Genomic DNA, 19,715 nt, shown 5'->3' on the forward strand with positions numbered 1-19,715 from the left:
TCCATTGGTGGTCAGACATCATAAATCCGAGCTGATCACCCGGAAACCGTATGACTGTTCACGACACGAAGGTGCATTTGGACGCGGGCGTGCGCGTGTCCATGTCGCGGCCACGATTCATGTGGTCGTCCGTCTCGGCCGCGCAGCCGAGCATGCGGGCGTAGAGGAAGATCGTGAAGGCCGCGGTCTCCAGCCGGTCGCGGCCGAACTCGCCGGCGCGGAACGGCCGCCACAGGATCTTCAGGAGCATCGCCGAGATCAGCGCGTCGACATTCACGCAATAGACGTTGCGCGAGACCCCGGCGTCGAACAGCGCCTGCACCACGGCGTGGTAGAATTCGTGGAAGACGTTGTACTCGCCGCGCCGCTCGTACAGCTCGCGCACGAACACCTCGCGCGGATCATTGTTGATCGGCTTGTCCTTGAACACCGGGTGGTTGACGCCCGGGATCTTCTGCAGCTCGGCGCTGCCGGCCGACTTCTTCTCCGACTTGTAGGCCTTGTAGGACTGGGCATAGCTCTTCGCGAGTGCGGCGAGGTCGATGCCGTGATCGCGGTTGCCGGGATCGGCGAGCTCGAGCGGCGCGAACTGATCGATCAGGAAGGCGATGCCCTCGTAGCCGTTGCCGCCATGGGCGTAGCCCGAATGGGTCAGGAAGCCGAGCATCGCCTTGTTGAGCTGCACGCGGTCGGGCGCCTCCGGTCCGTCGGAGGCGACCGCACCCTTGGCGCCCTGGGCCGAGATGGTGCCGGGGCCGTTGGAGAGCAGGAGGCCGATCAGGGTCTGGAAGGCGAACAGCGAATCCGGCTCGGCCGCGCGGCCCGTGAGGGCCTTGTAGGCGGCCTCGTTGAGCGACGCCGAGCCGATCAGCGCGTCGTCGTCGTAGCCGCAGAAGCCATCCGGCGTGTGCTGCGAGGCGTCTACCGAGGCGCCGATCATCACGCCGAACAGGTGCATCCACCACGGCAGCGTCTCGGCCGTCACGGGCGAGATGCGCTTGCGCATCAGCGGACCCCAGGCGAGCGAGCAGGCGATGGCGGCCCGCACGGCATCGAGGGTCGGATGGCCGGGCAGCGTGCGCAGCCAGCGCACGAATGGCGCCTTGGCGCCGCGCGCCGCGACGCCGGCGATCAGCGCCTCGGCCTTCGGGTCGGGCGTGTCGGCGACGAACAGGGCGCGGTTCGCCTCGTCCATCACGACGCTGACGACGTCGAAGCCGTCGTCCAGCACGCTCGCCAGCTTGGCGTTGACGAAGGCCTCGATCAGCAGCCGCACCAGCCGGCGCGTCGCCTCGAAGGGTTTTGGACCGGCGATGGCGACGGCGGCGGCCATCACGGCGTTCGGCGCGTTGCCGGCCTCGCGGGCGGCCTGCGCGGCGGCCAGCATCGGCGTGCCGGAGAGGTTCAGGCTGGCGCCGATCAGGGTGTTGATCAGCGCCCGATCGTTCGGACCGCCGACCTGGCGCAGCAGCGCCAGCGCGACATTCGCCTCGACAGGATGCTGGGCGGCGTCGAGCACCGAGACGCCGTTGAGCGTGGTGACCTGGGTCACCGGATCCATCTGCGAGGCGCCCGAGGCGTCCTTCATGGACTGGCGCGGGAACACCGCGCCGATCTGGCGGTTCAGGCGGGCGATCTCGCGCCCATAGGGCGCCATCGCCTCGACCACCGGCAGGTCGAGCTCGCTCGGCAGCGCCAAGCCCATATTGGAGCCGAACCACGGCTTCAGGCTGAGATTGCCCTCCGGCTCGAAGTCGGGCAGGCAGGCGTTCGCCTGCATCACCGCGGTGAGCGCGTGGGTGATGTGGGCGATGTTGGTGACCACGGCGCCGCGGCGCGAGAACATCGGCCGCTCCGGCGTGAACACGCCGTCGACGCCGAACTTCTCCATGAACCAGCGTTCCTTGGCGAGCGCGTCGTCGTCGCCGCCCGACATGGCGCCGGCGTGTCCCACGGGCCGCGTCAGCTTCGACTTCCAGCGGCCGACCACGCAGGCGACGACCGGCTTGGTGAACTGCGCGTCGAGCTCGTAATGGCCGCCCGGCTCGACATAGAGCACGGCCGCCTTGCTGCGCATGTCGTTGGCGAGCGCGAAGGCGAACTCGGGCGCGGCGAATTGGATGTAGACGTCCTTGCCGCTCGAGATCAGCGTGGTGGTGCCCCATCCGGCCATGCGCAGATAGGTCGCCATCGTGGTGGTGAAGTTGCCCGAGTTCGAGAAGATGGCGATCGAGCCGCGGCGCAGCGCCTCGCGCGGGGCGTCGCCGCCCAGCGCGCCGCCGATGCGCACCTCGTTCCAGGAGTCGGCGACGCCGAGGCTGTTGCCGCCGAAGATGTCGATGCCGTTCTGCTGACCCATCGCGCGGATTTCTCGCGAATCGTGGACGGACATCTTTTCGGTCACGATAAAAATCTTGCGCAGCTCCGGATTGACCCGGATCAGCTCGGCGACGCCGTCGCGTGCGCCGGAGGGCGGCAGATAGATGACGCCGCAGTTGAAGCGGTGGCCGTTCTCCAGCCCCTCGCGCACGTCGTTATAAACCGGGATGCCGCCGAGCGAGGTCTTCAGCCACTGGCCGCTGCGGCCCGGCGAGGTGCCGAACACCACGTTGCCGCCCGAGTAGACGTGGCCGACCGGGGTCACGTCCTTCGATTCGCCGCCGAGCACATTGAGCACGCAGACCCGGTCGTGCCGCGAGGCCACCTGGTCGAGCGAGCTGATCCCGACGTAATACTTGAAGGAGCTGATGCCTTCTTTGTGCATGGTCGTGTCCGGTGAGGGAGCGAGGCGCATCGGGGTGGACGGTCAGGCGGCCGTCGGCGAGGCGATCTTGAGGCTCTCGGCGACCGCGGCGCGCCCGCCCGCCCGCATCCAGGCGTCGGCCTGCTTGGCGTAGCTGATCACTTCGCTGATGTCGGAGTCGAAGCCGAACAACCGGTAGGGCAGGCCGAGCGCTTCCACGGTGTCGCGCAGCGCGCCGAATCCGCGGATCAGGTTCGGGCCGCCGCGGGCCGCGACGACGTAGAGCGGCGTCGGCCCGTTCTTGGAGAAAGACTCGCGCAGCGCGTCCGAGATCGCCCGCAGGGTCTCGAAGATGTCGGTGTTGTTGGCCTTGCCGCCGACGATGAACAGCACGTTCGATTGCTTCAGCCAGTGCTTGAAGCAGATCTGCGCCACCTCGCGCATCTTGGCGTAGGGCGGGTTGCCGCCGAAGTCCGACGAGATGATCGCGAGGTCGCCGAGGATCTCCGAGACGAGCGAGTTGGCGCCGCCCCCGAAGGTCGGCGCGAGAATCGTGCCCTGCGGATTGATCACGTAGACGTCGCTCTGGCCCTGATAGGTGCGGAGCTGGTTGATCTCCTGCTCGAAGTCCGAGTAGTCGACCGCGAACAGATGCGCCGGCAGGCCGAGCCGCAGCCAGCGGCTGTCGTCGCGGTCGAAGCCGCATTTGAAGTCGCAGGCGACCGGCGTGAGGCGTCCGTCGCGCTCCGGCCGCATCCGGATCGGATTGAGCTCGAGCGTGGTCATGCCGTAGTTGTGATAGAGTTCCCACAGCTTGGGCAGCGTCTGCACCAGCGGCGAGATGATGGCGTTCGGAGCGTGCAGCTCGGACAGCGCGTTCGCCACCACGAAGGCCTTCAGGCCGGTCAGCGAGTCGAACGGGATCTGGGCGACCTCCTTCTTGTCCAGCTCCTCGATGTCGACGCCGCCCTTGTGGGTCAGCGTCATGGTCGGGGCGCGGAAATGGGTCGCGTCGGTGATCGAGAAATAGACCTCGTGCTCGGCCGGGACGAGGCTCTCGAAGGTCACGCCGTTCGCCTTGAAGGTGAAGCCGCCGGACTGCATCTCGGCGAAATAGAGACGTTCCTTCTCCTTCAGCGCGGTCTTGAGGTCGCGGGCGATGCCGATCAGGCCGGCCTTGCCCTTCTTGCCGACGCCACCCTTGAACACCGGCTTGATGATGATTCCGCCGTGCCGGTCGATGAGGCTCTTGATCTCGGCTTCGCTGGCCGCCGGCCCGAGCACCTCGGACGTCGGAAATCCCGCAAACTGCAGGAGCGTGGAGCCGTAGAGCATGCCCGTGATCTGCATCGATCGCTCCCGCGGTCCCGGCCGCGGTCGCGTCGAGGACCGCGGTCTGACGTACCGGGCCGCCGCCATATTTCTAGGCTCGACGTGCAGCGGCGTCGAGTGACGATACCCCATATGCCGCAAGTTAGGGCATGGTCAGAAATGGGGCTCTCGGCGCCGCTTGGCGGCCGATCCCGTTCTGAAAACAGAAACGGCCGGGGTTGGCCCGGCCGTTCGTCGTCGCGAATACGGCTGCCGTCAGTCGGCGTACTGGCCGGCCTCCTTGATGATCGGCGCCCAGCGGTCGATCTCGCTGATCAGCATCTTCTGATGGACCTCGGGGGTCGCCCGCTCGGGCGCCACCGGGTCGGTGGTGATGTCGTGGAAGCGCCTGGCGAGGTCGGGGTCCTTCATGGCGGCCACGATGGCCTCGGAGAGCTTTGCGACAATGGCCGGCGGCGTGCCCTTGGGGGCGTAGACGCCGTGCCAGACGCTGATCTCGAAGCCGGGCAGGCCGGCCTCGTCGGCGGTCGGCAGGTCCGGGAAGGTGCTCACCCGGGTCTTGGTGGTCACCGCATAGGCCTTCACCTGCTTCGAGGTGATCGGGCCCGTGGTGTTGGTGGCCTGGTCGCAGGTCATGTCCACCTGCTTGCCGAGCAGGTCGTTCATGATCGGGCCGTTGCCCTTGTAGGGCACCGTGGTGACCTGGGTCTGCAGCGCCGTCTGCAGCAGCATGCCGCAGAGTTGCGAGGCGGCGCCGAGACCGGCATGCGCGTAGGTGACCTTGGTGCCGTTCGCCTTGATGTAGGCGATCAGCTCCTTCAGCGTATTCGGCGCGAAGTCCGGACGCCCGATGATGGTCTGCGGCGCCTCGGTGACCAGCCCGAGCGGGATGAAAGCCGTCTTGGTGTCGTAGGGCAGCTTGCGATAGAGCGTCGCTGCCGTCGACAGGCCGACATGGTGGATCAGCAGCGTGTAGCCGTCCGGGTCGGCGCGGGCGACGCGGGCCGATCCGATGGTGCCGCCGGCGCCCACCGCGTTCTCGATGATGATCTGCTGGCCGAGGGTCTTTCCCATGGTCGCGGCGGTGACCCGCGCGATCGTGTCGGTCGGACCGCCTGCGGCGAACGGCACCACCATGGTGATCGGGCGATTGGGATAGGTCTGCGCCACCGCTGGGCTCGCTGCGAACGCCAAGGCCGCGGCAATCGTCGTCAAACGCATCTGCGATGTCCTCCTTGCCCTTCTTTCCGGGAAGATCGAGCGGGCCGGAACCGGCCGCCGGGAATGCAGGCTGGCGGCGATTGATAGCATGCGCCGCGCGGGCGCGCATGCCCGGCATGGTCCGACCAAACCCTTATGGTATCCGCTGGAGGTCGCCCGCGGCGTGTGCGCTGCAGCAGAGAGCGGACGCGAAGCAGGTGCATATGAGCGGCCTGGATCGTCGACCAGGCCGCATCCGGAGTCCGTCATTCCGGGACGCGCGCAAGAGCGCGCGGGCTCGGAATCCATAGCCCCTGTGCTGGATGTTTCGAGAGACAGGGGTTATGGGTTCCGGGCTCGGCCCTGCGGGCCGCCCCGGAACGACGGAAGCCGTCGGCCCTCACCCGCCGGTCGCAAAACCCGGATAGCAGGTCATGCCGCCGTCGACGAAGATGGTGATGCCGTTGATGTAGTCGGCCATGTCGGAGGCCAGGAACACCGCCACATTGGCGATGTCCTGCGGCTCGCCAATGCGGCGATAGGGTACCAGCGTCATCAGGCTCGCATAGGCCTGCGGCGTGTTCCAGGCCGACGTGTTGATCGGCGTGCGGACCGCGCCGGGGCCGATCGCGTTGGCGCGGATGCGGTGCGGCGCCAGCTCCTGGGCGAGGCTCTTCATCATCATCTGGATGCCGCCCTTGGACGAGGCGTAGTTGACGTGGCCGGCCCACGGGATCACCTCGTGCACCGAGCTCATGCAGATGATCTTGCCGGCCGCGACCGACACCTCGCGCCGCACGCCGCGCCGCTTGAACTCCTTGGCGGCCTCGCGGGCGCATAGGAACTGTCCCGTGAGATTGACGCCGATGACGGTATCCCACTGTGCCTTGGTCATCTCGGTCAGGGCCGCGTCGCGCTGCAGGCCGGCATTGGCCACCATGATGTCGAGCGTCCCGAAGGTCTCGATCGCCTTGGCCACCATGGCGACGACCTGGTCCTCCTGCGAGACGTCGGCCTTCACGGCGAGCGCCTTACGGCCTTCGCGCTCGATCGCCGCGACCACATGATCCGCCGTGCCGGCCACGTAGTTGACCACCACGTCGGCGCCGGCCTTCGCCATGGCGATCGCCACCGCCTCGCCGATGCCGGAGTTCCCCCCCGTCACCAGCGCGGTCTGGCCGGAGAGCAGCTTCGGCATGCGGTCGTAGTCGGGCAGGTCGGTGTTGAAGTCGCTGGTCTGCGGCGCGGCCATGGGGGTCTCCTCGGGGTTCGTGTCGCGGATTCAGGTGTCGCCGCCGCCGGCCGCGCGGCGGCCCGGTCGGTGGAGCTCGTCGATCAGATTGGCGATCAGCCCGGTCCAGCCGGTCTGGTGCGAGGCGCCGACGCCGCGCCCGTCGTCGCCGTCGAAATACTCGTGGAACCACAGGTGGTCGCGGAAATGCGGATCGGTCTGCAGCCGGGCATTGTCGCCGAACACCGGGCGCCGTCCCTGCGGGTCGCGCAGGAACAGGCGGGTGAGCCGGGTGCGCAGCTCGTCGGCGACCGCGGCCAGCGACAGCATGCGGCCCGACCCGGTCGGGCATTCGACCGTCAGGCCGTCGCCGTAGAACATCCCGAATTTTTCCAGGCTCTCGATCATCAGATAGTTCACCGGCATCCACACCGGTCCGCGCCAGTTGGAGTTGCCGCCGAACAGGCCGGTGTCGGATTCCCCCGGCGCGTAGCGCACCTCGGCCCGAAAACCGTCGCGCTCGAACACATACGGGCGGTCGCGATACACCCGCGAGATCGCCCTGATGCCGTGGTCGGACAAAAACTCGGTCTCGTCGAGCATGCGGGCCAGCACGCTCTTCATGCGGAACGCGCGCGCCACCGCGAGCAGACGCCGGCCGCCGGCGCCCGGCGTCTGCGGCCGTGACACCAGGGCGGCGAGCTCGGGGCGATGCGCCAGGAACCACTCCATTCGTCGCGTGAACGCCGGCGCCTGCGCGAACAGCTCCTCGTCGAACACCTCGACGGCGAACAGCGGGATCAGCCCGACCATCGAGCGCAGCCGCAGCGGCATCCGCTCGCCGGAGTCGAGGATCAGCCAGTCGTAGTAGAAGTCGTCCTGGTCGTCCCACAGGCCGAGGCCCTCACCGCCCAGATTGGTCATGGCGCCGCCGATCAGGAGAAAGTGCTCGAAGAACTTCGAGGCGATGTCCTGATAGGCCGGGTCCTCGCGGGCGAGCTCCAGCGCGATCTTCAGCATGTGGAGGCAGAACATCGCCATCCACGAGGTGCCGTCCGACTGGGTCAGCGTGCCGCCGACCGGCAGCGGCAGCGAGCGGTCGAACACGCCGATATTGTCGAGGCCGAGAAAGCCGCCCTGGAAGACGTTGCGGCCGCCATGGTCCTTGCGGTTCACCCACCAGGTGAAGTTCAGCAGCAGCTTGATGAACACCGATTCGAGAAACGCGCGGTCGCCTTTGCCGTGCCGCGCCGTCTCGGCCGCGTAGATGCGCAGCGCCGCCCAGGCGTGGACGGGCGGGTTCACGTCGCCGAAATTCCACTCGTAGGCGGGAAGCTGGCCGTTCGGATGCATCAGCCAGGGCTGGCAGAGCAGCAGAAGCTGATCCTTGGCGAAGCGCGCGTCGACCAGCGCCAGCGTGACGAGATGGAAGGCCCAGTCCCACGCCGCGAACCACGGATATTCCCACTTGTCCGGCATGGCGATCACGGTCGAGGTGCCGAGATGCGTCCAGGCGCTGTTGCGCCCGTGCCGCCGCGCCGCCGGCGGGGACGGCTGGCCCGGATCGCCGGCGAGCCATTCGGCGACGTCGTAGCCGTAATACTGCTTCGACCACAGCATGCCGGCGAGTGCCTGGCGCTGCACGTGCCGCATGTCGCGATCGGGAATGTGCGCCTGCAGGGCGGCGTAGTAGGCGTCGGCCTCCGCGGCGCGGGCCCGCATGATGGCGTCGAAGTCGGCGAACGCGCCGGGGCGGCGGTCGCCCGGGCACAGCCGCACCCGCACCACGGCGCGCTTGCCGGGCGGAATGTCGAGGACGTGCAGGGCGGCGGCCTTGGTGCCGGTGCGGACCGGGTTCACGGCATCGACGCGGCCGTTCACGACACGCTGGTGAATCGCGTCCTTGAAGAAGCCGGGCCGTGGCGCGCCGCCGAACACTCTCGGAACGTTCGTGTCGTTGTCGCAGAACAGCAGCGCCGCGGGCGCCTCGAGGTGCAGCGTGAGCACCCCGAGGGTCTGGTGGACGGCCCGCACCGCGGCGTCACCCTCGGCCGAGAGAGCGGGCTTGTCGGTCCCGGGCTGCCAGGACCAGGTGTTGCGGAACCAGATCTGCGGCAGCACGTGAAGCCGCGCCGGCGCGGCGCCCAGATTGGTCGCCGTGATGCGCAACAGCACGTCGTCGACATCGGCCTTGGCGTATTCGATGGCGACGTCGAAATAGCGGTTGTCGTCGAACACGCCGCTGTCGATCAGTTCGAACTCGCGATCGTGCTTGCCGCGCCGGCCGTTCTCCTCGACCAGTCGCGCGTAGGGGAACGCCGCATGTGGATACTTGTAGAGCATCCGCGCATAGGAATGCGTCGGCGTCGCGTCGAGATAATAATAGACTTCCTTGACGTCCTCGCCGTGATTGCCCTCGGCATTGCCGAGGCCGAACAGGCGCTCCTTCAGAATTGGGTCGACGCCATTCCACAGCGCCACGCCGAGGCAGAGCCGCTGGGCGGCGTCGCACCAGCCGCCGATGGCGTCCTCGCCCCAGCGATAGGCGCGGCTGCGCGCCGCGTCGTGGGTCAGATACCCCCAGGCGTTGCCGTTCGCGCTGTAGTCCTCGCGTACCGTGCCCCATTGGCGGTCGCTGACATACGGGCCCCACTGGCGCCAGGTGCGCGTGCCGGCATCTGCCTCGGCCAGCCGCCGGCCCTCGGCCGTGGCGGCGAGGTCGCTGGCGACCGGATTGCTCGCGCCGGAGCCGCTTGCGCCCGTCTCGCTCACTTGGGTGCCGCCGCCTTGCCGGCGGCCGGTTTCGTCTCGGCCGGTTTGGCGTCCGCGGGCTTGGTATCTGTGGGCTTGGCGTCTGCCTGCTTGCCGGCCGCGAGCTTGTCGACCGTGGCCTGCAGGGCCGCGAGCGACGCCTTCAAGGCGGCGATCTCGGCGGCCGCCGCGGCTAGCCGCTGGTTGGCGGCGGCGTTGTTGCGGGCGATGAGCTGCTGCAGATACTCGATGTTGCTCTGCATGCAGCCGGTGCGACGCTCGATCTTGGTTTCCTGGCTGCAGGCCTCGATGCCGCGCACGTCCTGCGCTTTCAGGGGGCCCGACATCGCGGCGATGCCGGCCGTCCCGGCGGCGAGCACGAGGACGGCGAGACGTGCGGTGCTGATCATGGGGGCCCTTTTGGATGCTCCGACGAATACCGTGCGAATCTTACCGGTGTTTGTCGGTGCGGGCGAGCCTTGGGTTTTTGACGGAGGCCGCCGCGCCCCGGGTCGCGGCGAATTGATCCGGCAGGGCGCCGGCCCTATGGGTGAAAAGCCTCTCGATCCCGCCTCTCCTCACGAACATCCGGCGCGCCTGCGCCGCGCCGACGTCGCAACGGAAAACCCGCCATGCTGACCGTCATCGACGACCGCACGCTGAGTTACGACCTGCTGGGGCCCGCCGATGCGCCGGTGGTCTGCTTCGCGCATGCACTGGCGGCCGACGGCGGCATGTGGGCCGAGCAGGTCCCGGCCGTCCTGCAGGCCGGCTATCGGGCGCTGCGGATCGACATGCGCGGCCACGGCGGCAGCCGGCCTGTGCCGGGCGACTACACGCTCGCCGGCCTCGCCGACGACATCGCCGCCGTGCTGGCCGCCTGCGGCATCGCGCGCGTGCATCTGGTCGGCCTGTCGGTCGGCGCCATGATCGCCCAGGCCTTCGCGCTGTCCCGCGGCCCGATGGTCGAGTCGCTGGTGCTGTGCGAGGCGCCGCCGAGGTCGCTGGTGAATGCTGCGGCCATCTGGGGCCCGCGGGTCGCCGCGGTGCGCCAGGCCGGCACCTGTGCGCCGATCGCCGACGCCACAATGGAGCGCTGGCTGTCGCCGGCATTTCGGACGCGGCATCCGCGACGCTGGAACGAGATCCGGGCGACCGTCGCGGCGACGACGCCGGACGGCTATTGCGGTTGCATCGCCGCGCTGTCCGACTTCGACTTCACGCGCGAGCTTGTCCGCGTGACCGCGCCGGCCCTGGTGGTCTGCGGGGTCGACGATCCGGCGACCTCGCTGGCGGAGAACGAGCGCCTCGCCGCCCTGCTGCCGCGCGGCCGCTATCACGCCTTCGCCGACGCCCGCCATTTGCCCAATGTCGAGGACCCGGCCCGCTTCAACCGGCTCCTGATCGACTGGCTGCGCGCGCCGGGGTGAGGGGACGCCGACCGCGAGGGTCTCTCGCCCGCTCGTTCTCGCGAAAACGTCCATTACCGTCATCGCCCGCGGAGGCGGGCGATCCAGTACTCCCGGTGATTGCGGTGTCCCAAAGCATTTGCCAGGATTACGTGATGCCCCGCCTTCGCGGGGCATGACGATCGAGATGCTGTGCTGGATGACGCGACAAGTGCAGCACTGCTAGTCGAACAGTGTGGCGCCGGCGTCAATTGAACTTGATGCCGGCGGCCTTCACCAGTGCCGCGTTGGCGTCGATCTCCTTCACCACATAGGCGTCGAACTCGCGCGGTCCCATCGGCATCGGATCGGCGCCCATCTGGGCGAGGCGCTCCCGCACCGTCGGCACCTGCAGGGCCTTCGCGACCTCCTGGGCCAGGCGGTCGACGATCGGGCGCGGTGTCGCGCCCGGCAGGAACGCGCCGATCCAGAACTCGTAGCCGGACTCGGGGAAGCCGGCCTCCACCGTGGTCGGCACGTCGGGCAGCGCGCTGGAGCGCTTGGCGCTCGACACCGCGAGCGCGCGGAGCTGGCCGTCGCGGACGAGCGACAGCGTCGGCGGCACCGGCGAGAAATAGAAGTCGATGCGGCCGGTCAGGACCTCCGACAGCGCCTCGGGCGCGCCCTTGTAGGGCACATGCACACCCTCGAAGCCGGCCGCCAGGCGGAACCGCTCGGCGGCGAAATGGGTCGAGTTGCCGACCCCGCCCGAGCCGTAGGTCATCGAGCCCGGGCTCGCCTTGGCGGCCTTCACGAACGCAGCGGCGTCCGCATAGTTCTTGGCTGGCGAGACCACCATCACGGTCGGGATGCTGGCGAGCGGCGCCACCGCGGCAAAGTCGGTCGCCACGTTGAACGGCAGGTTCGAGAAGGTCGACGGCACCACCGTGTGGGACGACGAGTTGACCAGCACCGTGTAGCCGTCGGGCTCGGCCTTGGCGACCATGGCGGCCCCGATGGTCTGCGCCGCGCCGGGCTTGTTCTCGACGATGACGGTCTGGCCTATCTGCCTCGACACCTGGTCGAACACGGTGCGGGCCAGGACGTCGGTGGCGCTGCCGGCCGTCAGCGGCACGATCACCCGGATCGGCCGCGCGGTCGGCCAAGGCTGCGCCTCGCCCGCCGCCGTGAGGGCAAGGAACGCGAGGGCGGCGGAGGCCGCCGTCCACCAGCGGCGCGAGATGCGAAGTTTCAAGGAATCGTGAGAAGGTCGTGCCGAGGGATGACGCATGCGAGACCTCTCCGGTCGTTCGACAGGCAGGGCGGGACGACGTGGGAAATCGATGAGGCGGCGGCGTGGGGAGCCGCCGGAAGACATGCAGGAGCGAAGCTTATCGGCCGAGCAGGCGAAGAAGCAAGCGGCGCAGACGCCCCAAAAGCACGCCAAGGACCAGTGAAAATCCGCCGAGTTCGGCCGGCGCCACCACGGCGCCCTCGGGGGCGCGCAGCCGCATGTCGACATTGCGGGCGAACGCCTCGCCGATGCGGGCGACGAGATCGCGGACCAGATCGGAACGGCCGAACTGGGCCAGCGGCCCCTGCAGCGTGAAGGCGATGACGCAGTCCACACGCGTTCCGGCGCCGCCGCCGCCCGTCGCGGTTTCGGACAGGACGTACTCCACCCGCCCCGAGGCGCGAGACCCGCTCTTGCGGTCGCTGCCGCGGCCCTCGATCATCATGTGGTGCCCGGCGTCGTCGCGGCTCATCGCGCCCTCGCCGGAAAAGCCGGCCGAGATCGGCCCGAGCTTCACCTCCATGCGGCCTGTCAGGTGGTCGTTGGCGGCCGGCGGATCGAGCGCCAGGCCCGGCATGCAGGCTGCGACCTTCTGCGGATCCCGCATCAGATCCCACACGGCGGCGCGGGAATGCTCCAGCACGAAGCTCTCGGTGAAGCGCGTCTCGCCGTCGACCACCGTGATGGCCCCGACCTCGACCTTGATGGGTCGTGACGCCACGGCGGGCGGCGCGGCTTTTGGCGCGGCCGGCGTGACAGGACGTGCCGCCGTCGGGACCGGTGCTTTCGTTGGTTGCGTCGTCGCCGCGCCGGGGCCGGGCGCCGGGCCGACCCATCGGTAGCCGGCCAGCGCCGGCACGGCCGGCGCTTCCGCCGTGACGGTCTCGATCGCCTCGATGATGCCGGCATAGCCGGTGCAGCGGCACAGATTGCCGCTCATCTCGGTGCGGATGTCGAGGCCCGGCTCCGCCGCCTTGCGACGGACGAGATCGCGCGCCGCGATCAGCATGCCGGGCGTGCAGTAGCCGCACTGCAGCGCATGCGAGGTCGAGAAGGCGTCGCGCATGCGCGCCATCAGCGGATCGTCGTCGAAGCTTTCGATGGTGCGCACGCGGGCGCCGTCGCACGCCACCGCGAAGGTGATGCAGGAGCGGGCGATCTCGCCGTCGATCTCCACCGTGCAGGCGCCGCAGACGCCGTGCTCGCAGCCGATATGGGTGCCGGTGAGCAGCAGGTGCTCGCGCAAAAAATCGGCCAGATGGGTGCGCGGGGTCACGTCGGCCGTGACGGGCTTGCCGTTGACCTCGATGGTGATGTGGGTCATCGCGCGGCGAGCTCCGCGACGGCGCGCCGGACTGCGGCGACCTGAAGGCGCATCTTGTAGTCGTCTCCCGTCACGCCCGCCTCGATCAGCATGTCGCGAACTGCGGCGGCGTCATTGAACCGATCCAGGAGCCGCGCACCGGCGCCGCGGCTCGCCTCGATCGCCACGGGCCGGCCGCCGCCGGCGCCCGCCACCACGCGGCAGACGCCGCGCTCCGGATCGTGCACGGCGACACCCATGGCCTCGGCGAACTCGCCGGTCTTTCGGCAGATCTTCTCGAAGCCGAAGCGCGCCGAGGCCGAGAAGCGTGGGATGCGGACACCGTCCAGAATCTCGCCCGGCTCCAGCGCCGTGCTCATGGCGCCGTGGATGAAGTCCTTCATTCCCACACGCCGCTGCGCTCCGTCCGGGCCGGTCAGAAAAATCTCGGCGCCGAGCGCGGTCAGGGTCGACACCCAGTCGGCGGCCGGGTCGGCATGGGCGAGGCTGCCCCCAATGGTGCCGCGGGTGCGTACCGCCCGGTAGGCGATTCCGCGCGCGACGCGGGAGAGGAATCCGTGGGTCGGGTCGGCGATGCGGCGATCCTCGATCGCCGCATGCGTGACGATGGCGCCGAACGTGACGGCGTCGTCTCGCTCCTCGATGCGGGCGAGGTCCTTGATGCGGGTGATGTCGACCAGGAGCGAGGGCTGCGCCAGGCGCAGATTCAGCATCGGGCCGAGCGACTGTCCGCCCGCCATCAGCTTGGCGTCGTGATCGCCGGCGATCAGCGCGCAGGCCTCGGCGATCGTGTCCGGGCGGGCGTAGTCGAAGGCGGCGGCTTTCATGAGGGGTCCGCCTGATCAGTTCTGGTCATTCCGGGGCGCGCTGAAAGCGCGAACCCGGAATCCAGCCAAGACCGCGGTGCAAGCCGCTGGATTCCGGGCCCGGCGCTGGCGCGCCGTCCCGGAATGACCGGGTTCGGTTTCATTCCGCGGCCTCGCGAGCTTGCGCCGCGGCGATCGCCTCGACGATGCGGCGTGGCGTGATCGGCGACATCAGGAGCTCGGCGCCGAGGTCGTGCAGCGCGTCGTTGACGGCGTTGGCGAGGGCTGCGGGCGGCGCGATGGCGCCGCCTTCGCCGATGCCCTTCTGGCCGAAGCGTGTATAGGGCGACGGCGTCTCCATGTGCAGGATGCGCAAGTTCGGCATTTCGGTGGGACCGGGCAGTAGATAATCGGACAGAGTCGAGGCGAGTGGCTGGCCGCGCTCGTCGTACAGCATTTCCTCGTAGAAGGCCGTGCCGATGCCCTGCGCCGTGCCGCCGATGATCTGGCCGTCGACGATCATCGGGTTCACCAGCACGCCGCCGTCCTCGACGATGACGTAGTCGAGGATCTCGGTCTCGCCCGTCTCGGGATCGACCGCGACCACGGTGGCATGCGCCGCGTAGCTGAACGTGCCGGTGTCGCGCGCCGCCTTGTAGCCGGCCGTGACCTCCAGGCCTCCCGGATCCACATCGCGCGGAAGATCCTGCGGGCGGCGATACCAGGTGCGGGCGATCTCGGCGATGCCGATGCGGCCGTTGGGGCCGACCACCTCTCCGCCTTCCAGTCGCACCGCGGCGACCTCGGCCTGGAGCAGCGACGCGCCAATATGCTTGACGCGCTCGGCCAGCGTGTCGCAGGCGGCCGCGACCGCGCCGCCCGACATGATCATGCAGCGCGAGCCCCAGGTGCCGGTCGAGTAGGGGGTCAGCGCGGTGTCGCCGTGGACGACCTTGATGCGGTCGTGCGGCACGCCGAGGATCGAATGCGCCACCTGCGACAGCGTCGTCTCCAGGCCCTGGCCGTGGCTGTGGGCGCCGATGCGCAGCTCCAGCCCGCCGTCCGGCGTGAAGCGCGCCTGGCACTGCTCGTAGCCCGGCACGAACGGGATGCCCCAGGCCGAGTAGACGCTGGTGCCGTGGCCGGCCTGCTCGGCATACATGGAAAAGCCGATGCCGATGCGGCGGCCGTCCGGCTCGCCTGTCTTCTGGCGGGCCCGCACGCCGGGAAGGTCGATGGCGGCGATGGCGCGGCGCAGCGCTTCGGGATAGTCGCCGGAATCGAAATGCCGCTTGGCGATGTTGTCGAACGGCATCTGCTCCGGCCGCACCAGGCTGTTCAGCCGCAGCGCGGTCGGCTCGATGCCGATTTTTCGCGCCAGAGCGTCGAGGGTGACTTCGAGGGCGAAGCAGGCCCCGGTGCGGGCGACGCCGCGATAAGGCAGGATCGGTGGCTTGTTGGTCGCCACCGAATGGACGCGGCAGCGGTAGTGCGCGAAATCGTAGAGGCCGGGCAGCAGGCTGCCGATCTGGCCGCCTTCCAGACAGGCCGAGAACGGATAGGCCGAGTAGGCGCCGCAGTCGACGCTCGCCTCGCCGTCGAGACCGAGCAGGCGGCCGTTTGCGTCCGCGTAAGCCGTGAGGCGGTAGTGATGCTCGCGGCAATCGGCGCCGGCCGTGAGATTCTCGCGGCGGTCCTCGATCCAGCGGAGCGGCTTTCCGATCCGGCGCGTCGTCCAGGCGAGCGCCACCTCCTCGGCGAGCAGGATGCCCTTGTAGCCGAAGCCGCCGCCGACATCCGGCGCGATCACACGGATTCGGCCCTCGTCGAGGCCGAGGCATTCGGCGAGCCCGGAGCGCACGATATGGGGCTGCTGGGTGGCGCTGTGAACGACGAGCTGCTCGACGCGGCTGTCCCATTCGGCGACGACCCCGCGCCCCTCGATCGGGCTCATCACCTGGCGCGCGGTGCGCAGCTCGCGCGTCACGCTATAGGCGGCCTTGGCCTTCATCTCAGCCGAGCTCACGTCGGTGAGCGAGATCAGGAACAGGTTGTCGCCCCACTGCTCGTGCAGCAGCGGCGCGTCGGGCGCGCGGCCGGCCAGCATTTCGGTGACGGCGGGCAGCTCGTCGAACTCGACCTCGATCTCGGCCACGATGTCCTCGGCCTCGGCCCGGGTCGGCGCCATGCACAGCGCGATCAGCTCGCCGACATGGCGGACGCGGTCTCCCGCCAGCACCGGCTGGGTCGACGACTTGAAGCCCGGCAGCGTCGTGTCGGCGCGGATCGGCTTGACGTCGAGGAGATCGCCGGCGAGCACGACCTTTTCGCGCAACGCTTCGGGCACCCGGATGGACACGATGCGGGCATGCGCCAGCGGACTTCTGAGGAACGCCACCTCCAGCATGCCGGGCAGCCGGATGTCGCCGACATAGCGGCCACGGCCGCGCATGTAGCGGTCGTCCTCCTTGCGCGGCAGCCGCGCCCCGATGCCTGCGTCCGTCACGATCAGCGGTCCTGTCCCGGTCTCGTCGTCGTTCCGAACTTGTTCCAAGAATAGAACAAGTCGATCCTATCCGCGCCCCTTCGGGCGGGCAACCCGGCTGCGCAGCCGCGCCGGCTTCGTCGTCGCGGTCCCGGCGGCTGTGCCGCTGGCGGCTGCGCCGCCTGCCGCCGGGCCGCGCAGCTCGATGTCGAGGCTGACGCAGTCGCCCCGATAGGTGATCTCGCCGACATAGATCACGACGCCGGCCGAATCGGTGACGACGCAGCGCGCCTCGGCGGTCGGCGCGTTGAGACCGATGCCGAGCAGCTTCGCGGCCTCGACATCGGCGGCGCCGATCGTCAGGCTCTGGTGGGCCCGCGCGATGGCGAGGCCCTTCATCTCGGTGAGCACGACCAGCGCGGCACGGGAGGCGAACTGCTTCGGCGCCTTGGCGTACAGATCGCGGGCAATATGCACGCGGGCATAGCCGAACGGCTCGTCGCCGCGCTTCTGCAGGCTGCGCAGGAACCGGTAGGCGGCGGCCGGGCGGCCTTCGCCGGCCTCGATGCGTGGCGTGCCGTCGGGGCCGGCCGGCAGCGGGTGCGGCACGTTCTCGCGGATCATCGAGACGAGGCTTTCCCAGTCGGTGGCGAGCTGCAGCCAGCGGCGGTTGTCGACCGACTTGGTGACGAAGGTGCCGCGGCCCTGGTGCGAGCGCAGGAGCCCCTCGGTCTGCAACAGCTCGATGGCCTGCCGCACCGTGACGCGGGCGACGTCGAACTCGCGCTCCAGCTCCTCCAGCGTCGCAATCTTCTCGCCGACCGACCAGATGCCGTCGCGCAGCCGGCGCCGCAGCACCGAGGCGACCTGCAGGTAGCGCGGCACGCGGCTGTCGGCGTCGGAGCGCACCGTGCGTCGCCGTCCGGGAGCCGACGTTGCTCGGGCCGTGCTCATCCGCGATCCTCCCCTGCGGCCGCGCCCACGGCGTGCTGCTCGTCCGCGTGCATCGGTTCAGCATGCATGTCGATGAAGCCGCCGACCAGATTTTCGTCCAGCAGCCGCGCCGCGATGTCGACGTCGCCGCCGGCCGGCGCCAGCTTGGCCGCCAGGCCGTCGATCATGGTCGTGAGCGCGCGCCGCGCCGCGACCGCGGTGGCGATGTCGACACGCTCGAACGACAATGATGCGCCCGGCCCGAGCCGGCCGAGGCCCGGCAGGTCGGCCGAGATCACGGTCGCGATCTTCGGATAGCCGCCGGTGGTCTGGCGATCGGCGAGCAGCACGATCGGCAGTCCGTCGCCGGGCACCTGGATGGCGCCGGGCGCGATGCCGTCCGAGACGATGTTGAAGCCGTCCTTATGTGCAATCGCCGGTCCTTCGAGCCGCATGCCCATGCGGTCGGTCGCGGCCGACACCGTGAAGGTCGAGCCGAAGAACGTGTCGAGCCCGACCTCGCTGAAATAGTCGTCCTGCGGCCCGAGCACGACGCGCACGCGGCTCGGGGCCGCGACATCGAGCGCGGCCAGCATCAGCTCGTCGCGCGGGGGTGCGAAGGGCGCAGCGAGCGGCAACAGGTCGCCGGCCTGCAGCGCCCGCCCGCAGAAGCCGCCGAGGCCGCCACGCACGAACGTCGCCTTGCTGCCGAGGAATGGAACGACGTCGAAGCCGCCCGCGACCGCCAGATAGCCGACGATGCTGCCGGACAGGCCGCCGATGCGCAGCGACTGGCCGCGGGTGAGCCGTACGCTGGTCAGCGGTGCGATCTTTCGGGGCGGCGCTTCGCCGTCGGCGTCCAGCACCTCGATGGTGGCGGTGCCGCCGGCGCAGGCGAAACGGACGCTTTCGGCCTCGACCCTCAGGGTCGGCCCCAGATAGGCGATCTCCAGCGCGGCGGTGCCGCGTGGATTGCCGACCAGCAGGTTGGCGGCGGCGAGCGCCACCGGGTCCATGGCGTTCGACACCGGGATGCCGAAGCGTTGGTGGCCGATGCGGCCGCCGTCCTGCAGGGTCGTCATCGGCCCGGGGGCGACGACGCGCAGCATCGGCGCATCCGGCGGCGCGGATGTGGCCGGTGCGTCCGTCACGGCACGGCCTCGTGCGCGGCGGCCGGCCCGGGCACGATCGTGATCCTGGTTCCGGACTTCACCACAGGCGTGGTGTCGCCCCCGGTCCGGATGCGGGGCAGGGGGTGCTGCGCGTTCGACATCTCGCTCTCGGCGACCCGCTGCGCCTCCTCGTCCCGCGCCCGAAAGAACGGCAGCCCGGGTGGTTGCGCGGGAGCGCGGTTGTTGTATGGTTTTCCTATAAATAGGACCAGTCGTCCATCCCCGGCGTTGCCGGAAAAGTCGGCGTTCCGTGATTTCCGAAGCGAGCGCGAGGAGCAATGGCGAAGCGCATCAATCTCAACGCCGATATCGCGGAAGGCTTCGGTGCCTATAATATCGGCAACGATGCTGAACTGATGACCGTCATCAAGTCGGCGAACGTCGCTTGCGGGTTCCATGCCGGCGACCCGAACACGATGCATCGCCTCTGCCTGCTCGCCAAGCAGGAGGGCGTCAGCGTCGGCGTCCATCCGGGGTTCAACGATCTGTGGGGATTCGGGCGCCGCCGCATCCAGATGAAGCCGGCCGATCTCGAATACATGGTCGCCTATCAGATCGGCGCCCTGCAGGGCATGGCCCAGTATGCCGGCCTGAAGGTGACGCATCTGAAGCCGCACGGCGCCCTCAACAACATGGCGGCCGAGGACGAAGACTATGCGCTGGCGATCGGCCGCGCCATCAAGACGGTCGATCCCGCAATCATCTACGTGGCGTTGTTCGGCTCGAGGATGCAATGGGCGGCCGAGAAGCTCGGCCTGCGCCTCGCCCGCGAGGGCTTCGTCGATCGCGTGTATCTCGACGACGGCAATCTGGCGTCGCGTGCCCTGTCGGGAACCGTCCTCAAGGATGCCGAGGCGGCGAGCCGGCAGGCCGTGCGCATGGCGACGGACGGCGAGGTGACGTCGATCAACGGCAAGACCATCAAGGTCGAGGCCGACACGCTGTGCGTCCATGGCGACGAGCCGACGGCGGTCGGCGTCGCTCGCACGGCCCGCACCGCGTTGGAGAAGGCCGGCATCGCAATCGTGCCGCTGACCGAGATGGATCTGTGAGGCC

General features: G+C 69.2%; 15 protein-coding genes. 2 read left to right on the forward strand and 13 right to left on the reverse strand.

The window, feature by feature from the left end; translation table 11 throughout:
• Positions 1-58: 58 nt before the first annotated feature.
• From HXX10_RS14090 to HXX10_RS14115, 6 genes are all read right to left on the reverse strand, one after another.
• A complete protein-coding gene (locus tag HXX10_RS14090) occupies positions 59-2,764 on the reverse strand; it encodes a CoA-binding protein (protein ID WP_296523098.1) in 2,706 nt (901 codons plus the stop codon).
• 42 nt (positions 2,765-2,806) lie between these two features.
• On the reverse strand, positions 2,807-4,093 hold the full coding sequence (locus tag HXX10_RS14095; protein WP_296523100.1) for an ATP citrate lyase citrate-binding domain-containing protein: 1,287 nt from the start codon (positions 4,091-4,093) through the stop codon (positions 2,807-2,809).
• Positions 4,094-4,330: 237 nt separating this feature from the next.
• On the reverse strand, positions 4,331-5,296 hold the full coding sequence (locus tag HXX10_RS14100) for a tripartite tricarboxylate transporter substrate-binding protein (RefSeq protein WP_296523102.1): 966 nt from the start codon (positions 5,294-5,296) through the stop codon (positions 4,331-4,333).
• 379 nt (positions 5,297-5,675) lie between these two features.
• Complete coding sequence (locus HXX10_RS14105) at positions 5,676-6,527, reverse strand: SDR family oxidoreductase (protein WP_296523104.1); 852 nt, start codon at positions 6,525-6,527, stop codon at positions 5,676-5,678.
• Positions 6,528-6,557: 30 nt separating this feature from the next.
• The gene (locus HXX10_RS14110) at positions 6,558-9,278 is read right to left on the reverse strand and encodes a glucosidase (protein WP_296523105.1); all 2,721 of its coding nucleotides are present in this window, start codon (positions 9,276-9,278) and stop codon (positions 6,558-6,560) included.
• Positions 9,275-9,667, reverse strand: coding sequence for a hypothetical protein (locus tag HXX10_RS14115; protein WP_296523106.1), 393 nt, complete (start codon positions 9,665-9,667; stop codon positions 9,275-9,277). Before HXX10_RS14115 ends, HXX10_RS14110 begins: the two co-directional genes overlap by 4 nt.
• Positions 9,668-9,889: 222 nt before the next feature.
• On the opposite strand from HXX10_RS14115, the gene HXX10_RS14120 reads away from it, so the two are divergent.
• The gene (locus tag HXX10_RS14120; protein ID WP_296523108.1) at positions 9,890-10,687 is read left to right on the forward strand and encodes an alpha/beta fold hydrolase; all 798 of its coding nucleotides are present in this window, start codon (positions 9,890-9,892) and stop codon (positions 10,685-10,687) included.
• A gap of 226 nt (positions 10,688-10,913) precedes the next feature.
• On the opposite strand, the gene HXX10_RS14125 is transcribed toward HXX10_RS14120, so the two are convergent.
• From HXX10_RS14125 to HXX10_RS14155, 7 genes are all read right to left on the reverse strand, one after another.
• Positions 10,914-11,900, reverse strand: a complete 987-nt coding sequence (locus HXX10_RS14125; RefSeq protein ID WP_296523110.1) for a tripartite tricarboxylate transporter substrate-binding protein — start codon at positions 11,898-11,900, stop codon at positions 10,914-10,916.
• Between the two features lie 136 nt (positions 11,901-12,036).
• A complete protein-coding gene (locus HXX10_RS14130; protein WP_296523112.1) occupies positions 12,037-13,263 on the reverse strand; it encodes a 2Fe-2S iron-sulfur cluster-binding protein in 1,227 nt (408 codons plus the stop codon).
• Entirely contained in the window at positions 13,260-14,090 is an 831-nt protein-coding gene (locus tag HXX10_RS14135) for a xanthine dehydrogenase family protein subunit M (RefSeq protein ID WP_296523114.1), read from the reverse strand. Before HXX10_RS14135 ends, HXX10_RS14130 begins: the two co-directional genes overlap by 4 nt.
• A 139-nt stretch (positions 14,091-14,229) precedes the next feature.
• Positions 14,230-16,521 (reverse strand): xanthine dehydrogenase family protein molybdopterin-binding subunit, encoded by a 2,292-nt coding sequence (locus HXX10_RS14140; RefSeq protein WP_296523283.1) that lies wholly within the window; start codon positions 16,519-16,521, stop codon positions 14,230-14,232.
• 120 nt (positions 16,522-16,641) lie between these two features.
• A complete protein-coding gene (locus HXX10_RS14145; RefSeq protein ID WP_296523115.1) occupies positions 16,642-17,508 on the reverse strand; it encodes a GntR family transcriptional regulator in 867 nt (288 codons plus the stop codon).
• The gene (locus HXX10_RS14150) at positions 17,505-18,596 is read right to left on the reverse strand and encodes a biotin-dependent carboxyltransferase family protein (RefSeq protein ID WP_296523117.1); all 1,092 of its coding nucleotides are present in this window, start codon (positions 18,594-18,596) and stop codon (positions 17,505-17,507) included. The genes HXX10_RS14145 and HXX10_RS14150 overlap by 4 nt, the downstream gene beginning before the upstream one ends.
• A 38-nt stretch (positions 18,597-18,634) precedes the next feature.
• On the reverse strand, positions 18,635-18,760 hold the full coding sequence (locus HXX10_RS14155; RefSeq protein ID WP_296523118.1) for a hypothetical protein: 126 nt from the start codon (positions 18,758-18,760) through the stop codon (positions 18,635-18,637).
• Between the two features lie 177 nt (positions 18,761-18,937).
• Between HXX10_RS14155 and HXX10_RS14160 the strand changes: the two genes are divergently transcribed.
• Positions 18,938-19,711, forward strand: a complete 774-nt coding sequence (locus HXX10_RS14160) for a LamB/YcsF family protein (protein ID WP_296523120.1) — start codon at positions 18,938-18,940, stop codon at positions 19,709-19,711.
• Positions 19,712-19,715 lie beyond the last annotated feature (4 nt).

Source organism: Rhodoplanes sp. (assembly GCF_013377085.1).
Lineage (GTDB): Bacteria > Pseudomonadota > Alphaproteobacteria > Rhizobiales > Xanthobacteraceae > Rhodoplanes.